This window comes from Janthinobacterium sp. NFX145 (genome assembly GCF_049810325.1).
GTDB classification, from domain to species: Bacteria; Pseudomonadota; Gammaproteobacteria; order Burkholderiales; family Burkholderiaceae_D; genus Janthinobacterium; species Janthinobacterium rivuli.
The window spans coordinates 1,485,875-1,501,482 of sequence record NZ_CP187360.1; the positions used below are offsets into that span (position 1 = coordinate 1,485,875).

Genomic DNA, 15,608 nt, shown 5'->3' on the forward strand with positions numbered 1-15,608 from the left:
CGAGGGTCGGCTTTTCCTAGTGCAGGGTGCTAAATTACTTAGCAGCCGATGCAGCAGCCGAAGCAGCCGAAGCAGCGTCGGTAGCGGCCGAAGCGGCAGCCGAAGCAGCAGCAGCAGCGTCGGTAGCGGCCGAAGCAGCAGCGTCAGCAGCAGCAGCTGGAGCAGCTTCAACTGCTGGTGCTGGTGCTGGGGTTTCAACTACTGGTGCTGGTGCAGGAGCTTCTTCTTTTTTGCTGCAAGCAGCCAGAGCAACAACCATCAGGGAGGCGATCAGCAGGGATTTTTTCATTTGTTTTCCTTAATTATTTCAAAAAATAAATCAATATTGTTGCGATGAATAATTACCGGTAATTATCGCTCGTTAGGTCGTCTTCGAAGGCTTTTCGTACCAGGTGGTGCCTGCCAGACAACGGAAACTTCCTAACCGAATATTATAGCGATTTTTGGTGCGTCGCAATAGGAGCAAGAGGCAAATTCGCAACTATTTTGTGATATCGCAATATTTGCCGAAGCAAATTGCAAGCAAGTGTAAGCGATTTGCGAAAGCGCGACAAAACGATATAAAAATAATATGTTTTATTGCGCTAGCTCAGATGCTGATATTCCACCTGCTGTAATACCACTTTTGCTACACCGCACCCATTCAAGCCAGTTCGATCCAGCCATCCTGATACCACGTATATAAGGCATCCATCACGTCATCGGAAGCCTGGGCCACGGCGGCGCCATCGAGGGCGCGTTCGTTGGCCAGGGTTTCCAGGGCCGTTTTATCGGCCTTGCCAATGGCAAACGATTCGCCATTGATGAAGACATTCTTGCCACGATACAGCATCAGCGTCTTGCGCGACAACACGACACCCTTTTTCTGTGCGGCGTCCGCGAAGCGGCCCACCGTCAGCGGCTTGGACAGCGGCGTGAAAAACACATTGTGCTTGGGTTCCGACAGGTGTTCGCCGAGGAAAATGGTCACATCTTCTTCCGTGAAGCGCACCTTGTTCATTTCTTCCGCGATGGTGCTGAGCATTTCACGGGGGATTTCCGCCGGTTTGCCCGACGCTTTCAGGTCCGGATCGCTATAGATACCCGGCAAGTCGATCGAGTCGGCCATGAATTGCAGGAAAGCTTCGCCCAGTTCCTGGAACGTCGGCGAGCGGAAGCCGATCGAATACGTCTGGCAATCGCCGATGGCCACGCCGTCGTGCGCGTAGTGGGGCGGCAAATACAGCATGTCGCCCGGTTCCAGCGTGAATTCTTCGTCGGGCGTGAAGTTGCTGAGGATTTTCAGCGGCAAGCCGTCGATCAGGCTCAGGTCTTTCTGCGCGCCGATGCGCCAGTGGCGCTTGCCCTGGCCTTGCAGCAGGAACACGTCATAGGAATCGAAATGCGGACCCACGCCGCCGCCATCGGTGGCGAAGCTGACCATCAGGTCGTCCAGGCGCGCGTCCGGCAGGAAACGGAACTGGCGCAGCAGGGCGTCGGCCTTGGCGCTGTGCAGGTTGGCGCCCTGCACCAGCAGGGTCCATTCCTTCTGTTTCAGCGAGGGCAGGCTGGTCAGTGGACCTTGCTGCATGTTCCAGTGGCCATCCGCATGGCTGACCAGGCGCGATTCGACGTGGTCGAGGGTAGCCAGCTCGGCCAGGGCCTTGAAGTCGAACAGCGCCTTGAAGCCAGGCACGGCTTGACGGATCAACAGGGGCTTTTTATGCCAGTAGTCGCGCAGGAATTGCGCCGGCGTGATATCGCCGAGGAGAGTTAATGTTTTCATGCGCCCATTATAACAACCGGAAATGCAGGAATGCGCCTGCCGTTGGCGGCGTGAAGGTATAATTTGCCAGCTTATACAATGAAAGGAAGCATAATGAAGATTGCCAAAAATACGGTCGTGACTGTCAACTACAAACTGTCAGACGCGCAAGACAATCTGATCGAAGACGGCCGCCAGCCGATGGTCTACCTGCACGGTGATTATGAAAACACCCTGCCAAAGATCGAAGAAGAGCTCGACGGCAAGGAAGTTGGCTATTCCAACACGATCCAGATCGAACCGGATGATGCTTTCGGTGAATACGATCCAGCCCTGGTGAAGGTCGAGCCACGCAATCGCCTGCCTGAGCCGCTGGAAGTGGGCATGCAGTTCGAAGGCATGCCGGAAAGCGATTCGCCGGACGAAGAAGCGATGATCTTCACGGTCACCGACATCGCCGACGACAAGGTCGTGCTGGATGGTAACCATCCTCTGGCCGGCATCGCGCTGCGCTTCTCGCTGACCGTCGCTGACGTGCGCGAAGCCACCGAAGAAGAAATCGCCCATGGCCACGTGCATGGCGCACACGGCCATGACCATGGCGATGAAGATGATGAAGGCGAAGGCGAAGAGGGCGACCACTTCCGTACGCATCCGATTCATTAATACCGCTTGTTCCAGGCCGGCTATATGCCGGCCTGTTCGTTTGTGCCGCTGTTATTAGCGGCGCAGCGTCGACGCCTTGGCGCGCGCCTGCGCAGACGGGCGGGTGGCGCGTTGACGCACCTCAAAGAATGGCGTCTTGCCGGGCCGTACGGCGATGGCGGACCAGTCGTTGTTGATGCTGACGTGGCCCAGGTTGCCTTTCCAGCTGATCTTCGGCCCGCCGGCCTTGGCTGCGGCCTTTTTACTTTTGCCTTCCTTGCCATCCGCGTCGCCATCGCGCTGCGTATCGACCAATAACACCTTGCCGCTGAATTTTTTCGCCAGGGTGCGGATCTGCTTGCGCGGTCCGGCAAAGCCATCCTGTTTCGAGCTGAAGCTGGGCAGCAACGAATTGTCGTCTTCATCGAGCGCGCCCACGTCGCCATCGGAAAACAGCACGATGCCGTCGAGCTGCTTGCGTTGCGCCATGGCGAACAGGCGCTGCAGCCAGGAACGGTTGGCGACCAGGCGGTCTTCGAATTCGCTGTTGCGTCCCGCTTCCGGCAAGAAATGGTTGTTATTCGCGGGCAGGTTGACGGTGGCAAACAGCACGCCGCCGTATTCCCAGTGGGCGTTTTCCGCATAGCTGCGGAACTTCGCCGTCGATGACAGCCGTGACAGGGTCAGCTTGCGCTGGCCCAGGCTCTGGTCGTCGGCAAAATACACATCGCGCAGGCGGTTCAGGCGTTCGATGGCGTTGACCCTGCCGCGCGAATTGCGGCAGTTGGCCCAGTCGCTGGCCGACAGCGAGACGATCAGCGGCGGGCCGCTGGCGTCCAGCAAATCCTTGCGCTGGCCATACAGTTTGTCGCTGCACGATTCGCTGGCGGCCTTGATGCCGGTGGCCACGACGAACGAGGCATTGAAGGCGCTGGTGTCGGCGATGGCTTTTTTCAGGGGACCATCGTCCGGCCCCGCGTTGAAGGAATGGCCCAGCACGGCAAACTCGAAGCCGGCCTGATCGCTTTGGGCGGCCAACGCCGCTTGCCACGGCAGGCTGGCAGCCAACAAGCCGGCGGCCAGCAGGCGTATCGCGCTGCGCCGGCAGGTCATGCGGCGGCCAGCCGTTTCAACTGGTACAACTGCTCCAGCGCATCGCGCGGCGTCAGCGCATCGGGATCGAGGTCGGCGATGGCGTCGAGCAAGGATTGTTGCGCCGCGTTCAGCGCGGCCAGCGGCGCCGCCGCTTCCTCTTCTTCCTCTTGCGCATATGGATCGGTTGCCGGCGCGGCGAACAGGTCGCGTTGCGGCGTGGCGTCGAGCGCCTGCGCTTCCAGGCGCGCCAGGTGCTTGCGCGCGGCCTTGATCACCGGCTGCGGCACGCCAGCCAGTTGCGCCACCTGCAAACCATAGCTTTGCGAGGCGGGGCCCGCTTGCACGGCGTGCAGGAAGACGATGCTGTCCTTGTGCTCGACTGCCGACAGATGCACGTTGGCGGCGCTCGGATGGCTGTCCGGCAGTTGCGTCAGCTCAAAGTAATGCGTGGCGAACAGGGTGAAGCTGCGGCTGGTATCGATCAGATGGCGCGCGATGGCCCAGGCCAGGGCCAGGCCGTCGAAGGTCGAGGTGCCGCGGCCCACTTCATCCATCAGCACCAGCGAGTGCTCGGTGGCGCCGTTCAAAATCGCCGCCGACTCCGTCATTTCCACCATGAAGGTCGAGCGTCCGCCCGCCAGGTCGTCGGTGGCGCCGATGCGCGTGAAGATGCGGTCGATGGGGCCGATGGTGGCGGACGCGGCCGGCACGTAGCTGCCCACGTAGGCCAGCAGCGTAATGAGTGCCACCTGGCGCATGAAAGTCGATTTACCGCCCATGTTCGGACCGGTGATCAACAGCAGCCGGCGCTCGTTGACGAAGCGGCAATCGTTGGCGATGAAGCGTTCGATCTGTTTTTCCACCACGGGGTGGCGGCCTTCGACGATGTTGATGCAAGGCTCGTCGACCAGTTGCGGCGCGGCCCAGTTATGCTGCTGCGCGTGTTCCGTCAGCGCATTCAGGGTGTCAAGCTGGGCCAGGCCCTGCGAAATCGTCTGCAAGGTGCCGATGTGCGGCGCCAAGTCGGCCAGCAGCAGGTCGTACAGCATCTTTTCGCGCACCAGTGCCTTGTCCTGCGCCGACAGGGCCTTGTCTTCGAACACCTTCAATTCCGGCGTGATGTAGCGCTCGGCGTTTTTCAGGGTCTGGCGGCGGCGGTAGTCGTCCGGCACCTTGTCCGTCTGGCCGTGCGTGACTTCAATATAGAAGCCGTGCACCTTGTTGTATTCGACGCGCAGGTTGGCGATGCCCGTGCGTGCCCGTTCGCGTGTTTCCAGGTCGAGCAGGAACTGGCCCGCGTTTTCCGACAGTGCGCGCAATTCATCGAGTTCCGCATCGAAGCCGGTGGCAAACACGCCGCCGTCGCGCACCATCGCGGCCGGTTCCTGCGCCACGGCGCGCACCAGCAATTCCAGGCAGGCCGTTGGCGTGGCCAGGGCCGCGTGGATGGCGGCCAGCAAACCGGTTTCGCCGCCCTGGCCAGGTCCGTAGCAGCGCACGACGTCGCCGCGCAGGGCCGGCAGTTGCAGCAGGCCGTCACGCAGGGCGGCCAGGTCGCGCGGACGCGCCGACAGCAGCGCGATGCGCGTGGTGATGCGTTCGATATCGGGCACTTGCGCCAGGGTGGCGGCGAGCGGACCGGCCGCTTCGCTTTGCGCCAGCGCGGCGATGGCTTTATGACGCGCGCGCGCCACGTTCTGGTCGCGCCGCGCATGGTGCAGCCAGTGGCGCAGCATGCGCGAACCCATGGCCGTGCGGCAATGATCCAGCAGGGAAAATAAAGTCGGCGATTCCTGGCCGCGGATGGTTTCCGTCAGCTCCAGGTTGCGCCGCGTGGCCGCGTCCAGGCCGATGAATTCGCTTTCCGTTTCTGTCGTCAGGGAGCGCACATGCTGCAAGCCGCGGCCCTGCGTCGATTGCGCATAGCGCAGCAGCGCGCCGGCCGCGCCGAACGCGGCGCCGAGGCCATCGGCGCCAAAGCCCGTCAAGGTCGCCACGCCCAATTGATCCAGCAGGGCCTTGTGGCCGCCGACCACGTCGAAATGCCAGTCCGGCACGCGGTTGATGTGCGTGCCCGCGTAGTCGTCGAACAGGTTGCCATTGTCGCCGCTCAAGATTTCAGCCGGCACGATGCGCTCGAGCTCCTGCTGCAGGCGCACGGCCACGGTGCTGCTGTCGCCGGAAAACTCCATCAGCTTCAAGGCGCCGCTGGCCAGCGACAGCCAGGCCAGGCCCGTGGTGACCGTTTTGCGCTGCGTGATGCTGCACATGGCCAGCAGCGGGCGCTCAGCCTTCTCTGGCAGCAAGTCCGCATCCGTCAGGGTGCCGGGCGTGACGACGCGCATGACCTTGCGCTCGACGGGACCCTTGCTGGTGGCCGGGTCGCCGATCTGTTCGCAAATGGCCACCGATTCCCCCAGCTTGACCAGCTTGGCCAGATAGCCGTCGAGCGAATGAAACGGCACGCCGCACATCTTGATGGGATTGCCACTGGCCACGCCGCGCGCCGTCAGGGTAATGCCCAGCAGGCGCGACGCTTTCTCCGCGTCCTCGAAAAACAGCTCGTAGAAATCGCCCATGCGATAGAAGACCAACATCGTCGGGTGGTTTTCCTTGATGCCTAAATATTGCTGCATCATTGGCGTAAGCTTTTCAGCCGAATTTTTCTTTGCCGCGGCGGCGTTGATTTCTTTTGGGACGGTGGTCATGTGTTCTTTGTCGTTGGTCCGGCGGCAGGGAAATGCGTGCCTGCCGGGCTGTGTGTGGTGCTGTGTGCAGTCAAGGCCGCGCCAGGGGGCGGAGCTTGGGTTCAAGGCCGTCATTTTACCGCTTTCGGCGGGCGGGGCGGCGTATTGCGTGCGGATGTGAAAAAGCCAATCGCGCCATGGTGGCGATTTCGTTGACGGGCCAGGCGCGATGAATTGTCTCGGCCGATGCCAGCGAACTAGTGCAAGGGCCTATGCTTCAACGAGGGTTGTGCTTCGGATACAGGTCGCCGGTATGTCGGCAGCAGCAGGTGTAGGCGACGCCGTGATGGAAAATCTGTGGGTGAATCGATCACACCGTCCGTACGCGCATCAAATAGACGTCATATAAGCATCCCGGCCGCAGTCTGATTGCGGTGCTGTCCTGCCACACCGGGATGCCTGCGGAGATTACCAGCTGCTGCTGCCGCCCACCGAGCTTTCCGGGTCGAAGGAGAAAACGCGCAGTTCTGGCTGGACGTCTTCGCCGCGCATGATGCGTACGGTCATGACGAACGACAATTCCCAGCGGCCGCTTGCATAGCCCACGTCCAAATTGTGCTTCCATTCCTGGCGGATGCGGTGCAATGCCGGCGGTTCTGGTTCACCCAGTAGTTGTTGGATTTCGAAGTCCAGCGGCAGCTGATAGGTGGCACCCACTGCTTGTAAAAATGGTGATGGCGGTGAGTAAATTGTTGGTACTTTCGGACCAATCTGCGTCAGTTGCGGTACGCTGATGATGCAACAGTCGACGATCTGGAATGAGGTGAAGCCACTGTCCTTGGAGCCGCAGCAAGTAATGTCGAGATATACATGTTGGCCCTTCTGGAAGTGTACGCCACCCATGTAGGGGCCGTGGCGCGGATCGGCCGTGCCGTCGCACGAGGTGAAACTGTAATCAAGCTGGTTGGTAATTTGATCTGCATCAAAATGCACGGATAACTTCATCCAAGGGCTTACAGGCGTCATTTTTTACTGTCTCTTTCCAGGTTGATGAGAAATTGTTGGTAGCGGCCGTCGCGCCGCAGGTTCAATAGATCAGGTGTGGACTCGATCAGATTGAGGGGGTAGCCAAGCTTGCTGGCTTTAAATAACGCATCAAGGGCTTCGCTGCGGTTTCCGATGAGCTCGTGAGTGAGGGCGGCGCGAAACTGCACATCCGCTACTTGCGGCCCCAAGCTGAGAGCATGCATGACCCTGCTAAGTGCCTGCTTCTTTTGCTGCGCATAGGCTTGGTAGAGTGCCATGCGCGAATTGATGGTGGTATCGTTGGGCATGCGGTCGAGTAACGGTTGCAACAGGGCAATGGCTCGTTGATACGATTGTTTTGAAGCCTGAACCTGACTTGGTACCCAGCGCTGCGCGTCGGCTAGGTTTGCCCACAGTAAATAGATACCCGGGCCGCCTTTTTTCTCGGAGACAGCGTTTTCAAATGCCTTGACTGCACCCAAGTAATCACCCTTGGCAAAGAGGGATGTGCCCAAATTGGTGTACAGCTCCCAATGGGGGCTGATCTGTAATCCCTGCTGCAAGACTTGCAGAGCCTCGTCACTACGATTCTGTCGCAACAGGGCAGCGTTCAAATACGCATAAGTAATGGGTGACTGAGGGCGCATACGTATGCTTTTGCGGAATGCTTGCTCCGCACTGATGTAGTCATCTTTCTTGTAATACATGTATCCGAGGAGGGAGACGAGCACGTGTTCCTGTGGATAGACAGTCATGGCTTGGTCTAAGACGGACTTCGCCAGTTCGAACTTGTGGTCGACAATGTATAGCCTGGCTTTGCCATACATGGCCAGAAAATTTTTCGGTTCCAGATTCAGCGCAATGCTTGCCTCGCGCAGCGCCTCCTCCTTTTTTCCCTGGAATTCATAAGCCCAGCTCTGCGCGACATGGGCAAGCGCCAATTGGTCATCTGTTGCCAGCGCTTGTTTTGCGCTGACATTGGCGCGTTGTAGCCAGGTGTCGTCACGGCCCTCGCCAATATAGCGTAGGCTTGATGCCAGAGACAGGCCTGCTGCCGCGGCTGCATTGCTAGGATTATGTTGCAGCACGGCCGTAAATTGCGCTAAGGGAAGTTTTTGGCTGGTGTCAAGGTCGAATGTCCGCAGGGCATCCATGCCTGCTTTCATGGCAGCCATCTCGGAGAAGACCAACGTTGCTTGCCGCTCCCGTAGCTTGTCCAACATGTTCGGCCCTTGCCATGCTGCCAGCGCCAGTCCGACAAGCGCGCTGGCAAGCAGTACGGTGCGCTTTACGGGTAGCTGTAACCGGATGGCAATCGACACCGGTGGCTTGGCTGGCTCTACTTCAGCGGCTTGCATATCCGCCGGCGCTGAAGATGCCGGCTGCGCCCCGATCGCCTCGCGCACGTCGCGCATGGTGCGTGGCCGTTCGGCCGGGTCGTGCGCCGTCATCGCGCGCACGAGGGCGTTGATGGTGGGCGGGACGGTTTCCGGCAGGTCGGGCCAGGCTTCCGTCGCCTGCATGTGGGCGGCGGCCAGGGCCAGGCCGTTCAGGTGGGCGAAGTGGCGCTGGCCGGCCAGCATTTCGTACAGCATGGCGCCCAAGGCATACACGTCGCCGCGCGTGTCGGGCAGGCGGCCCATCAGGCGCTCGGGCGCCATGTAGGCAATCGTACCCTGCAAGTCGCACAGGGTGGTCGTTTGCGTGGCTTGCGGGTCGATGTGACGGGCCAGGCCGAAGTCGAGGATGCGCACCTTGCCATCCGCTTCCAGCATCAGGTTCGACGGTTTCAGGTCGCCGTGCACGAGATCCATGGCGTGCGCCTCGTCCATGGCGTCGGCGATCTGGTAGGCGATGTCGAGCGCGGCTTGCAGGTCAGCCTTGCCGCTGTGCATGAACTGGCCCAGGGTTTGGCCTTCGACCAGTTCCATGACGATGGACTGGCTCGTGCCCTGGCCTTCGATGGCAAAGATGCGCACGAAGGCCGCATGCTTGAGCGAGGCGGCCAGGCGCGCTTCATTGATGAGTTTTTCCGGATGCAGCACGTCGGCTTGCGGTTTCAGCCGTTTCAGCGCCACGCTACGGCACAGCTTGGCATCCCAGGCTTCGAATACATGGCCGAAACCGCCTTCGCCCAGCAAGCGGCGCACTTCATAGTGCCCGCTGATCGTATCGTCTTGCGGTGGGGTCTGACGCAGCGAGTCGAGCAGTTCCATATACCTTGGCTTCAGAGTGCATCAACGTGGGCGTCCAGCATCGAAAAAGGGTAATGCGATGTTTGAATGCTCAAGATGATTGATTTTGAGTAACTTCCTGATTTAAAACGATTGTTTCGAATAAGTCAATTAATATTGACAAGGAGTGAACAAAAGTTGCCAATGCAGGCGATTGCCATTTTGGCGGCGGGCAAGCCGTCAATGTGCTCGAACGCAATGACGACTGTGTCGTCGCGCCCGATAATGCAGATGGGAGCGGCACCGTATGGACCGGTGCCGCGGTATGCGCTGGACAGGAACAGGAGGCAGTATGCGTGGCGTGATCCGTTTGAATGACCCCACCAACCATGGCGGCAAGGTGGTGGGGGCGGCGCCGAACAGTACGGTGCTGGGCGTGGCCGTGGCGCGCAAGGGCGACCCTTGCGTGTGCCCGATCAAGGGTCACGTGCGCTGCGTGATCGCCGAGGGCGATCCGCAGGTGCTGATCGATGGCGTGCCCGTGGCCTTTGACGGTCACAAGACCAGCTGCGGCGCCAGTCTTATGTCCACCGTGGGCAACAGCGGGCGGGGCTAGACGACGCAAGCGTCGATGGCCGCGCCCAGCTTGCCGACGAGCTCATCGACGTGGCTGGCGGCTATGATGTAGGGCGGCGCCAGCAGGATGTGGTCGCCGTGCAGGCCGTCGATGGTGCCACCCATGGGGTAGCACATCAGTCCGTTTTGCATGGCGTGCGCCTTGATGCGCGCGTGCAGGCGGCGTGCCGGGTCGAACGGTTGCTTGGTATCGCGGTCCTGCACCAGTTCCAGGCCCAGGAACAGGCCGCGGCCGCGGATGTCGCCCACGTGCGCGTGGCTGTCGAAACGCTGGTGCAGCCGCTCTTGCAGCAAGCCGCCCATGGCGCGCACGTTGGCCAACAAATCGCGTTCCTCGATCTGCCGCTGCACGGCCAGGGCGGCGGCGCAGGCCGTGGCGTGGCCGATATACGTGTGGCCGTGCTGGAAGAAGCCCGTGCCAGCGCGGATGGTGTCGCGGATGTTGCTGGACACCATCACGGCGCCGATGGGTTGGTAGCCGGCGCCCAGGCCCTTGGCGATGCAGATCAGGTCGGCCGTGACGCCTTCCTGCTCGCAGGCGAACAGGCTGCCCGTGCGCCCCATGCCGCACATGACTTCGTCGAGGATCAAGAGGATGCCGTGGCGCTGGCAGACGTCGCGCATGCGCGCAAAATAGCCGGCGACGGCGGGCAGGGCGCCGGCCGTGGCGCCGACGACGGGTTCGGCGATGAAGGCCATGACGTTGTCCGCGCCCAGTGCGGCGATATGGTCTTCCAGCTCCTGGCCCAGGCGCGCCACGTAGTCGCCGTCCGTTTCATAGGCTGGCTGGTCGCGCCAGGCGTAGCAGGGAGAGACATGGGTCACGCCAATGAGCAGCGGCTCGAACTGCTGCCGGCGCCAGGCATTGCCGCCCGTGGCCAGCGCGCCCAAGGTGTTGCCGTGATAGCTCTGGCGGCGCGCGATGACGTGGCGGCGCTGCGGCTGGCCCCGTTCGACGAAGTACTGGCGCGCCATCTTGAGCGCGCTTTCCACGGCTTCCGAACCGCCCGAGACGAAATACACGCTGTCGATGCCGGCAGGCGCGCGGGCGACGAGGAAATCGGCCAGTTGCTCCATCGGCTCGCTGGTAAAAAACGCGCTGTGCGCGTAGGCCATGCTGGCGATCTGCCGCTGCACGGCGGCAATCACGGCCCCATCGGAATGGCCGAGGCAGGAGACGGCCGCGCCGCCGCAGGCGTCCAGGTAGCGCTTGCCATCTGCATCGATCAGGTAAGGGCCATCGCCGCCCGTGGCGACAGGATAGCTGGCGGTCAGGCTGCGGTGGAAGACGTGGCTCATGGCATCGCTTTCTTATCGGCAAGGTAGATGGCCGATTATAGGAGGCGCCGCGCCGCAATGCAACGTTCGATGTATTTGTTTTTAATTTACATCATTTGATGTTTTTGCATAGGCGCCCAGCGTCCGCAGCTGGCTTTCCGCCGCACCGATGGCGTGTACGCCGTCCGGCCCCGCGCGCGCCACCAGCAATTCCACCAGGCTCTCCACGGCCGCGACGCCGGCCACGATGGAGGGGAAGAACGACGGGCTGTCGACGGCGATGACGATGCTGGCGTCAGCCTGCAGGGCCAGCGGCGACATGGCGCTGTCGCTGATGGCGACCACCTGGCAGCCGGCCTGGCGCGCCGCCTGCGCCACCAGCAGCGCTTCGCTGGAATACGGCGCGAAACTGATGACGACGACGGCTTCGTCCGCCTGCAGGGCGCGCAAATCCATTTCCAGCGTGCCGCCCTGGCCGCTCAGCAGCTGCACGCTGGGGCGCAGCAAGCGGTACAGATAGTGCAGGGTGTAGGCGATCGGGTGGGCGGCGCGAAAGCCGGCCACGTGCACGCGGGGCGCCGCCTGCAGCAGGCCGGCGGCCGCATCCAGAGCGGCGTGGTTGGCGCTTTCCGTGGCGGCCAGGTTGCGCTGCTGCGCCGTGAAGACTTCGGTGACCAGATTGCCTTCCTTGCCAGCCAGCGCGCCGGCTTTTTCAGCATACCCGGCCGGCCCGACGCGCAGGCGTTCGACGAAGATGGCTTTGAGTTCCGGCCAGCCGGCAAAGCCCAGTTGCTGCGCCAGGCGCACGAGGGCGGCCGATTGCACTTGCGCGCGCGCGGCGATGCTGCGCATCGACGACACGGCCACTTCGTCAGGGTGGTCGGCCAGGTAGCGCGCGCCGGCCTGGAATTGCGGGCTCAGTGCCGCATGGCGCGCCTTGATCAGGTCCATCAGTGCCGCATAGGAATCGTGGGGTGTCGCTGCCTGCATCGCCGTGCCTCATTGAATAGGTTGCGGCGATGGTACAGGATTCGTCAGCGCGCCGGTAGCGGCGCGCCTTGCGCCAGGGCGGCCGTGCGCGGACGCAGGCGGGCAAACAGGTGCGGCCCGGCCGGCTGGCGGCGCGGTCCCGTCGTCAGCACGCGCAGGGCGGTGGGCAGCGGCACGTCGTGGCAATGCAAAAACAGGGCGGCGGCGCCCGTGCCGGCCATTTCCTGCAAGGCCAGCGCATGCTCGACCAGCGCCGCCGTGCGCATGTCGAGCCGCACCGGGATGTCGGGTTGAAATAGCTGTGTGTCGACGTGCCGTGCATCGCGCATGCTGTCCCCGCCGGGTTCGATGGTCAGACTGCCAGCATAAAAGCGCCCCGGAGCCGCCACTTTGCGTTAAATCAATTCCTGTGTCGGATAGATTCCACAAGGCAAAAAAACGCCAACCGTTGCCGGCTGGCGCTGAAAACCCTCGCAGGAAGAAAGGGGGGATATGAGTTAGTAGCTCCAGCGTACCGATACGCCGACGACCTTGTCATAGCGCCGCACGTCGCGCACATAGTCCGGCGTGTCGTGATAGTCGCGGTAGGTCGAGTCGAGCAGATTGTTGGCGTCCAGGGTCACCGTGGTGTTCGGATTGAGCTTGTACGACACCGACGCGTCCAGAGTTTTGGTGGGCGCCACGGTCAGGTGGATGCCCTTGCCGCGGTAGTTGTAGTCGTCGACGTACTTGTCGCGCCAGCTGTAGGCCAGGCGCGCCGACCACGCTCCCTGTTCGTACAGGCCGACGATGTTGGCCGACCACTTCGACATGCCCGTGAACGGATGCGCGCTGCCATTCAATTCTTCCAGCTCGCCCGTCATGTAGGTGGCGTTCGCCTGCAGGCCCAGGCCGCTCATCCAGCCGGGCAGCTTGTCGTAGAACTGCTGATAAGCCATTTCCACGCCTTGCAGATGGCCCTTCGAGGTGTTGCGCGGACGCGTGATGTCGTACTCGATGCCGCCATACGTTTCCTTGGCCGAACCGGACAGGATGTAATTCTTGAAGTTGTGGCGGAACACGGTGGCCGTGACGGAGCCCGTCTGCGCGAAATACCATTCCAGCGCCACGTCGAGATTCTTGCCTTCCACGGGTTTGAGGTCGGGATTGCCGCCGCCGCCCGTCGGGCGCACCATTTCCAGGCTCTGGCCCAGGCTCACGCCGGGGTTGAAATCGGCGAAGTTCGGGCGCTGCACGGCCTTGCCGGCCGTCAGGCGGGCGACCAGGTCCTGGCGCAGCATGGCTTTCAGGGTCATGCTGGGCAGCACGTCCGTATCCGAGGTTTTTACGCGCACGGGCGTGATGATGCCGTTTTGCGCGGAATTGCCCTGCAAGTCCTGCTTGGTCTGCACCACGCGCACACCCAGGGTGCCATCGACCGGCACTTGCGCCAGGTCAAAGCCGATGCGTGCCTTGCCGTAGACGGCATTGGTTTTTTCCACATCCTTGAAGTGGGTCATCGGATCGTCGGGACTGCGTTCGCTGCTGCCCGTAAACAGCTGGCGCAGCGCGGCCGTGTTGTTGAGCATGAAGTCGCGGCACGGCGTGAGCCAGCTTTGCAGGCCGAAGTTGCCCGTGTTGTCGTGCGAGGTGCAGGCCAGGCCGGGAATCGCGTCCGCAGTCATGATCGACGTCAGCCCGCCCTGGCCATTTTTTTCGCGGATCGATTCGGCCTTGCGCTTGGCCAGGCGCACGCCGCCCGAGAATTCGCGGAAGAAGCCCGTGCTGTCCATGTCGTAGGTAACGTCGCCGCGCCAGTCGGTCGAGCTGCCTTCGTCGTGGTTGTGATTGTCGTAGAAACCGAGCAAGGTGTAGTTCTTCGGGTCCGTCATGTTGTAGCCGGGGTAGCTGATCTGCGCGCCGCCGTTGACGTTCGTGCTGCCGATCACGCTGGTCGGATGGGCGAGGAAGTCGAGGATGGGGAATTCGCGCTCGAAGTTGCTGACCGTGCGCGCCAGTTCCGTCGTGGCGCGCAGCTGCGGCGTAATGTCCCAGCGCGCGCCGATGGCGCCTTGCGAACCGATCGAGCGGTCGCGCCGCGCCTGGGTCGAGCCCAGCGTGAACGGCGACCATGGGCCGTCGATCTTGCCCACCGTGGCCGCCTGATTGGTGCCGGGGATCAGGGTGATGTCCGGGTTCTGGCCCCAGGGCAGCGAACCGACGAAGAACTGGCTGTCGAACGCGTGCTTGATCAGGGTCGACATGCCTTCCGCATACACTTCCACCTGCGAGTTCGGGCGCCACTGGAAGGCGGCATTGGCCGCGTAGCGCTTGCGGTCGCCCACGGTGGGGATCATGCCGACGGAATCGGGGCCCGTGATGTTGCCCGCTTCGGGGCGCTTGACGGGTTCGGCGTTCCAGATCGTCTCGTCATAGTATCTGCCGCGCTGGTAGGACAGGCCGAGCAGGGCGCCGAATTCGCCGTATTGGGTCTTCCAGCGGTTCGAGACCATGCCGCCGACGTTCGGGTCCGTCGAGCCGGACTTGTCGCGGTGCTCGGCGCGCACGTTGCCCGATGCCGTAAAGCCCTTGAAGTCGAACGGTCGGTTGGTGCGCACGTCGATCACGCCGGCCGTGCCGCCTTCGACCATGTCGGCGCCCTGCGATTTGTACACGTCCACGCGCTGCAGCATGGCTGTCGGAATGTCGGCCAGGTACAGGCTGCGGCCCACGGAGGTGAACATTTCCCGGCCGTTGAGCAGGGTCACCACGCCGGGCAAGCCGCGGATGATGACGGTGCCCGCCTCGCCGCCCTCGCGGCGGATCTGCACGCCCGTCACGCGGCCGAGGATTTCGGCCACGTTCTTGTCGGGGAATTTGCCGATTTCATCGGCGACGATGGAGTCGACCACCTGGTCGTTGTTTTTCTTGATCGTCTGCGCGCTCTGTGCGGCTCTGCGCACGCCCGTGACGGCGACGACGGCGATGCCGCCATTGTCGGCTGCCGCCGGTGCTGCTGCCGGTGCCGTTTCTTCCACCGGTGTGTCCACGGCGGGCGCCTGTTGCGCCCAGACGGAAGCGCTGCTCAGCAAGCCGGCGCTGGCCAGCGCGGCCACCGTTGCCTTCAAGGCCAAGCGCGTGTTTTGTGCGGACGTGCGGGTGCCCGTTGCCATCAATTGCTTCATCTTGTCTCCACCTGTATTTTAGTTATGTTGAGAACGCTGCGGCAGTCGCCGCCAGAGCTGGAACCTGCTCAGAAACATGGTAGGTGGGAATGACTTTGCCCCACAAATGACTTCTTTTGCGATGTCAATACCGATTCCGGTATCCCTGCTGCATTCATGCGCCCTGGCG

Annotated in this window: 12 protein-coding genes; 2 read left to right on the plus strand and 10 right to left on the minus strand. The window is 62.1% G+C overall.

Features of this window, described 5'->3' with window-relative positions; all coding sequences use genetic code 11:
- Positions 1 to 34: 34 nt before the first annotated feature.
- Together ACPJXG_RS06685 and ACPJXG_RS06690 are read right to left on the minus strand one after the other, a co-directional pair.
- On the minus strand, positions 35 to 289 hold the full coding sequence (locus ACPJXG_RS06685) for a hypothetical protein (RefSeq protein ID WP_034783358.1): 255 nt from the start codon (positions 287 to 289) through the stop codon (positions 35 to 37).
- A 354-nt stretch (positions 290 to 643) separates the two neighbouring features.
- The gene (locus ACPJXG_RS06690) at positions 644 to 1,765 is read right to left on the minus strand and encodes a cupin domain-containing protein (RefSeq protein ID WP_035821152.1); all 1,122 of its coding nucleotides are present in this window, start codon (positions 1,763 to 1,765) and stop codon (positions 644 to 646) included.
- A 93-nt stretch (positions 1,766 to 1,858) separates the two neighbouring features.
- Here ACPJXG_RS06690 and ACPJXG_RS06695 point away from each other — a divergent pair, with 93 nt between their 5' ends.
- Positions 1,859 to 2,410, plus strand: a complete 552-nt coding sequence (locus tag ACPJXG_RS06695) for an FKBP-type peptidyl-prolyl cis-trans isomerase (protein ID WP_099666953.1) — start codon at positions 1,859 to 1,861, stop codon at positions 2,408 to 2,410.
- A gap of 54 nt (positions 2,411 to 2,464) precedes the next feature.
- Here ACPJXG_RS06695 and ACPJXG_RS06700 read toward each other — a convergent pair whose 3' ends face one another.
- The 4 genes from ACPJXG_RS06700 to ACPJXG_RS06715 form a co-directional block, all read right to left on the minus strand.
- Complete coding sequence (locus tag ACPJXG_RS06700; protein WP_425253757.1) at positions 2,465 to 3,502, minus strand: hypothetical protein; 1,038 nt, start codon at positions 3,500 to 3,502, stop codon at positions 2,465 to 2,467.
- Positions 3,499 to 6,192, minus strand: coding sequence for a DNA mismatch repair protein MutS (gene mutS / locus ACPJXG_RS06705; RefSeq protein ID WP_425253758.1), 2,694 nt, complete (start codon positions 6,190 to 6,192; stop codon positions 3,499 to 3,501). Before mutS ends, ACPJXG_RS06700 begins: the two co-directional genes overlap by 4 nt.
- A 447-nt stretch (positions 6,193 to 6,639) precedes the next feature.
- Positions 6,640 to 7,197 carry a hypothetical protein gene (locus tag ACPJXG_RS06710; RefSeq protein WP_152598755.1) on the minus strand — a complete coding sequence of 186 codons (558 nt, stop codon included), beginning with the start codon at positions 7,195 to 7,197 and terminating at the stop codon, positions 6,640 to 6,642.
- Complete coding sequence (locus ACPJXG_RS06715) at positions 7,194 to 9,413, minus strand: protein kinase domain-containing protein (RefSeq protein WP_425253759.1); 2,220 nt, start codon at positions 9,411 to 9,413, stop codon at positions 7,194 to 7,196. The genes ACPJXG_RS06710 and ACPJXG_RS06715 overlap by 4 nt, the downstream gene beginning before the upstream one ends.
- A 310-nt stretch (positions 9,414 to 9,723) precedes the next feature.
- Here ACPJXG_RS06715 and ACPJXG_RS06720 point away from each other — a divergent pair, with 310 nt between their 5' ends.
- On the plus strand, positions 9,724 to 9,987 hold the full coding sequence (locus ACPJXG_RS06720) for a PAAR domain-containing protein (RefSeq protein ID WP_099403619.1): 264 nt from the start codon (positions 9,724 to 9,726) through the stop codon (positions 9,985 to 9,987).
- Here the strand turns inward: ACPJXG_RS06720 and ACPJXG_RS06725 are convergent.
- From ACPJXG_RS06725 to ACPJXG_RS06740, 4 genes are all read right to left on the minus strand, one after another.
- Positions 9,984 to 11,306 carry an aspartate aminotransferase family protein gene (locus tag ACPJXG_RS06725; protein ID WP_099403620.1) on the minus strand — a complete coding sequence of 441 codons (1,323 nt, stop codon included), beginning with the start codon at positions 11,304 to 11,306 and terminating at the stop codon, positions 9,984 to 9,986. The two genes, ACPJXG_RS06720 and ACPJXG_RS06725, sit on opposite strands and share 4 nt — an antisense overlap.
- 81 nt (positions 11,307 to 11,387) lie before the next feature.
- Positions 11,388 to 12,275 (minus strand): MurR/RpiR family transcriptional regulator, encoded by an 888-nt coding sequence (locus tag ACPJXG_RS06730; RefSeq protein WP_233516223.1) that lies wholly within the window; start codon positions 12,273 to 12,275, stop codon positions 11,388 to 11,390.
- Positions 12,276 to 12,319: 44 nt separating this feature from the next.
- Entirely contained in the window at positions 12,320 to 12,604 is a 285-nt protein-coding gene (locus ACPJXG_RS06735) for a hypothetical protein (RefSeq protein WP_158301275.1), read from the minus strand.
- A gap of 168 nt (positions 12,605 to 12,772) precedes the next feature.
- The gene (locus ACPJXG_RS06740) at positions 12,773 to 15,439 is read right to left on the minus strand and encodes a TonB-dependent receptor (protein ID WP_425253760.1); all 2,667 of its coding nucleotides are present in this window, start codon (positions 15,437 to 15,439) and stop codon (positions 12,773 to 12,775) included.
- Positions 15,440 to 15,608 lie beyond the last annotated feature (169 nt).

Bases quoted from the DNA above. Each gene is read 5' to 3' on its own strand.
- ACPJXG_RS06725 (WP_099403620.1), bottom strand. From the start codon at position 11,306: ATGAGCCACGTCTTCCACCGCAGCCTGACCGCCAGCTATCCTGTCGCC.
- ACPJXG_RS06715 (WP_425253759.1), bottom strand. From the start codon at position 9,413: ATGGAACTGCTCGACTCGCTGCGTCAGACCCCACCGCAAGACGATACG.
- ACPJXG_RS06710 (WP_152598755.1), bottom strand. From the start codon at position 7,197: ATGACGCCTGTAAGCCCTTGGATGAAGTTATCCGTGCATTTTGATGCA.
- ACPJXG_RS06690 (WP_035821152.1), bottom strand. From the start codon at position 1,765: ATGAAAACATTAACTCTCCTCGGCGATATCACGCCGGCGCAATTCCTG.
- ACPJXG_RS06685 (WP_034783358.1), bottom strand. From the start codon at position 289: ATGAAAAAATCCCTGCTGATCGCCTCCCTGATGGTTGTTGCTCTGGCT.
- mutS (WP_425253758.1), bottom strand. From the start codon at position 6,192: ATGACCACCGTCCCAAAAGAAATCAACGCCGCCGCGGCAAAGAAAAAT.
- ACPJXG_RS06720 (WP_099403619.1), top strand. From the start codon at position 9,724: ATGCGTGGCGTGATCCGTTTGAATGACCCCACCAACCATGGCGGCAAG.
- ACPJXG_RS06730 (WP_233516223.1), bottom strand. From the start codon at position 12,275: ATGCAGGCAGCGACACCCCACGATTCCTATGCGGCACTGATGGACCTG.
- ACPJXG_RS06695 (WP_099666953.1), top strand. From the start codon at position 1,859: ATGAAGATTGCCAAAAATACGGTCGTGACTGTCAACTACAAACTGTCA.
- ACPJXG_RS06735 (WP_158301275.1), bottom strand. From the start codon at position 12,604: ATGCGCGATGCACGGCACGTCGACACACAGCTATTTCAACCCGACATC.
- ACPJXG_RS06700 (WP_425253757.1), bottom strand. From the start codon at position 3,502: ATGACCTGCCGGCGCAGCGCGATACGCCTGCTGGCCGCCGGCTTGTTG.
- ACPJXG_RS06740 (WP_425253760.1), bottom strand. From the start codon at position 15,439: ATGAAGCAATTGATGGCAACGGGCACCCGCACGTCCGCACAAAACACG.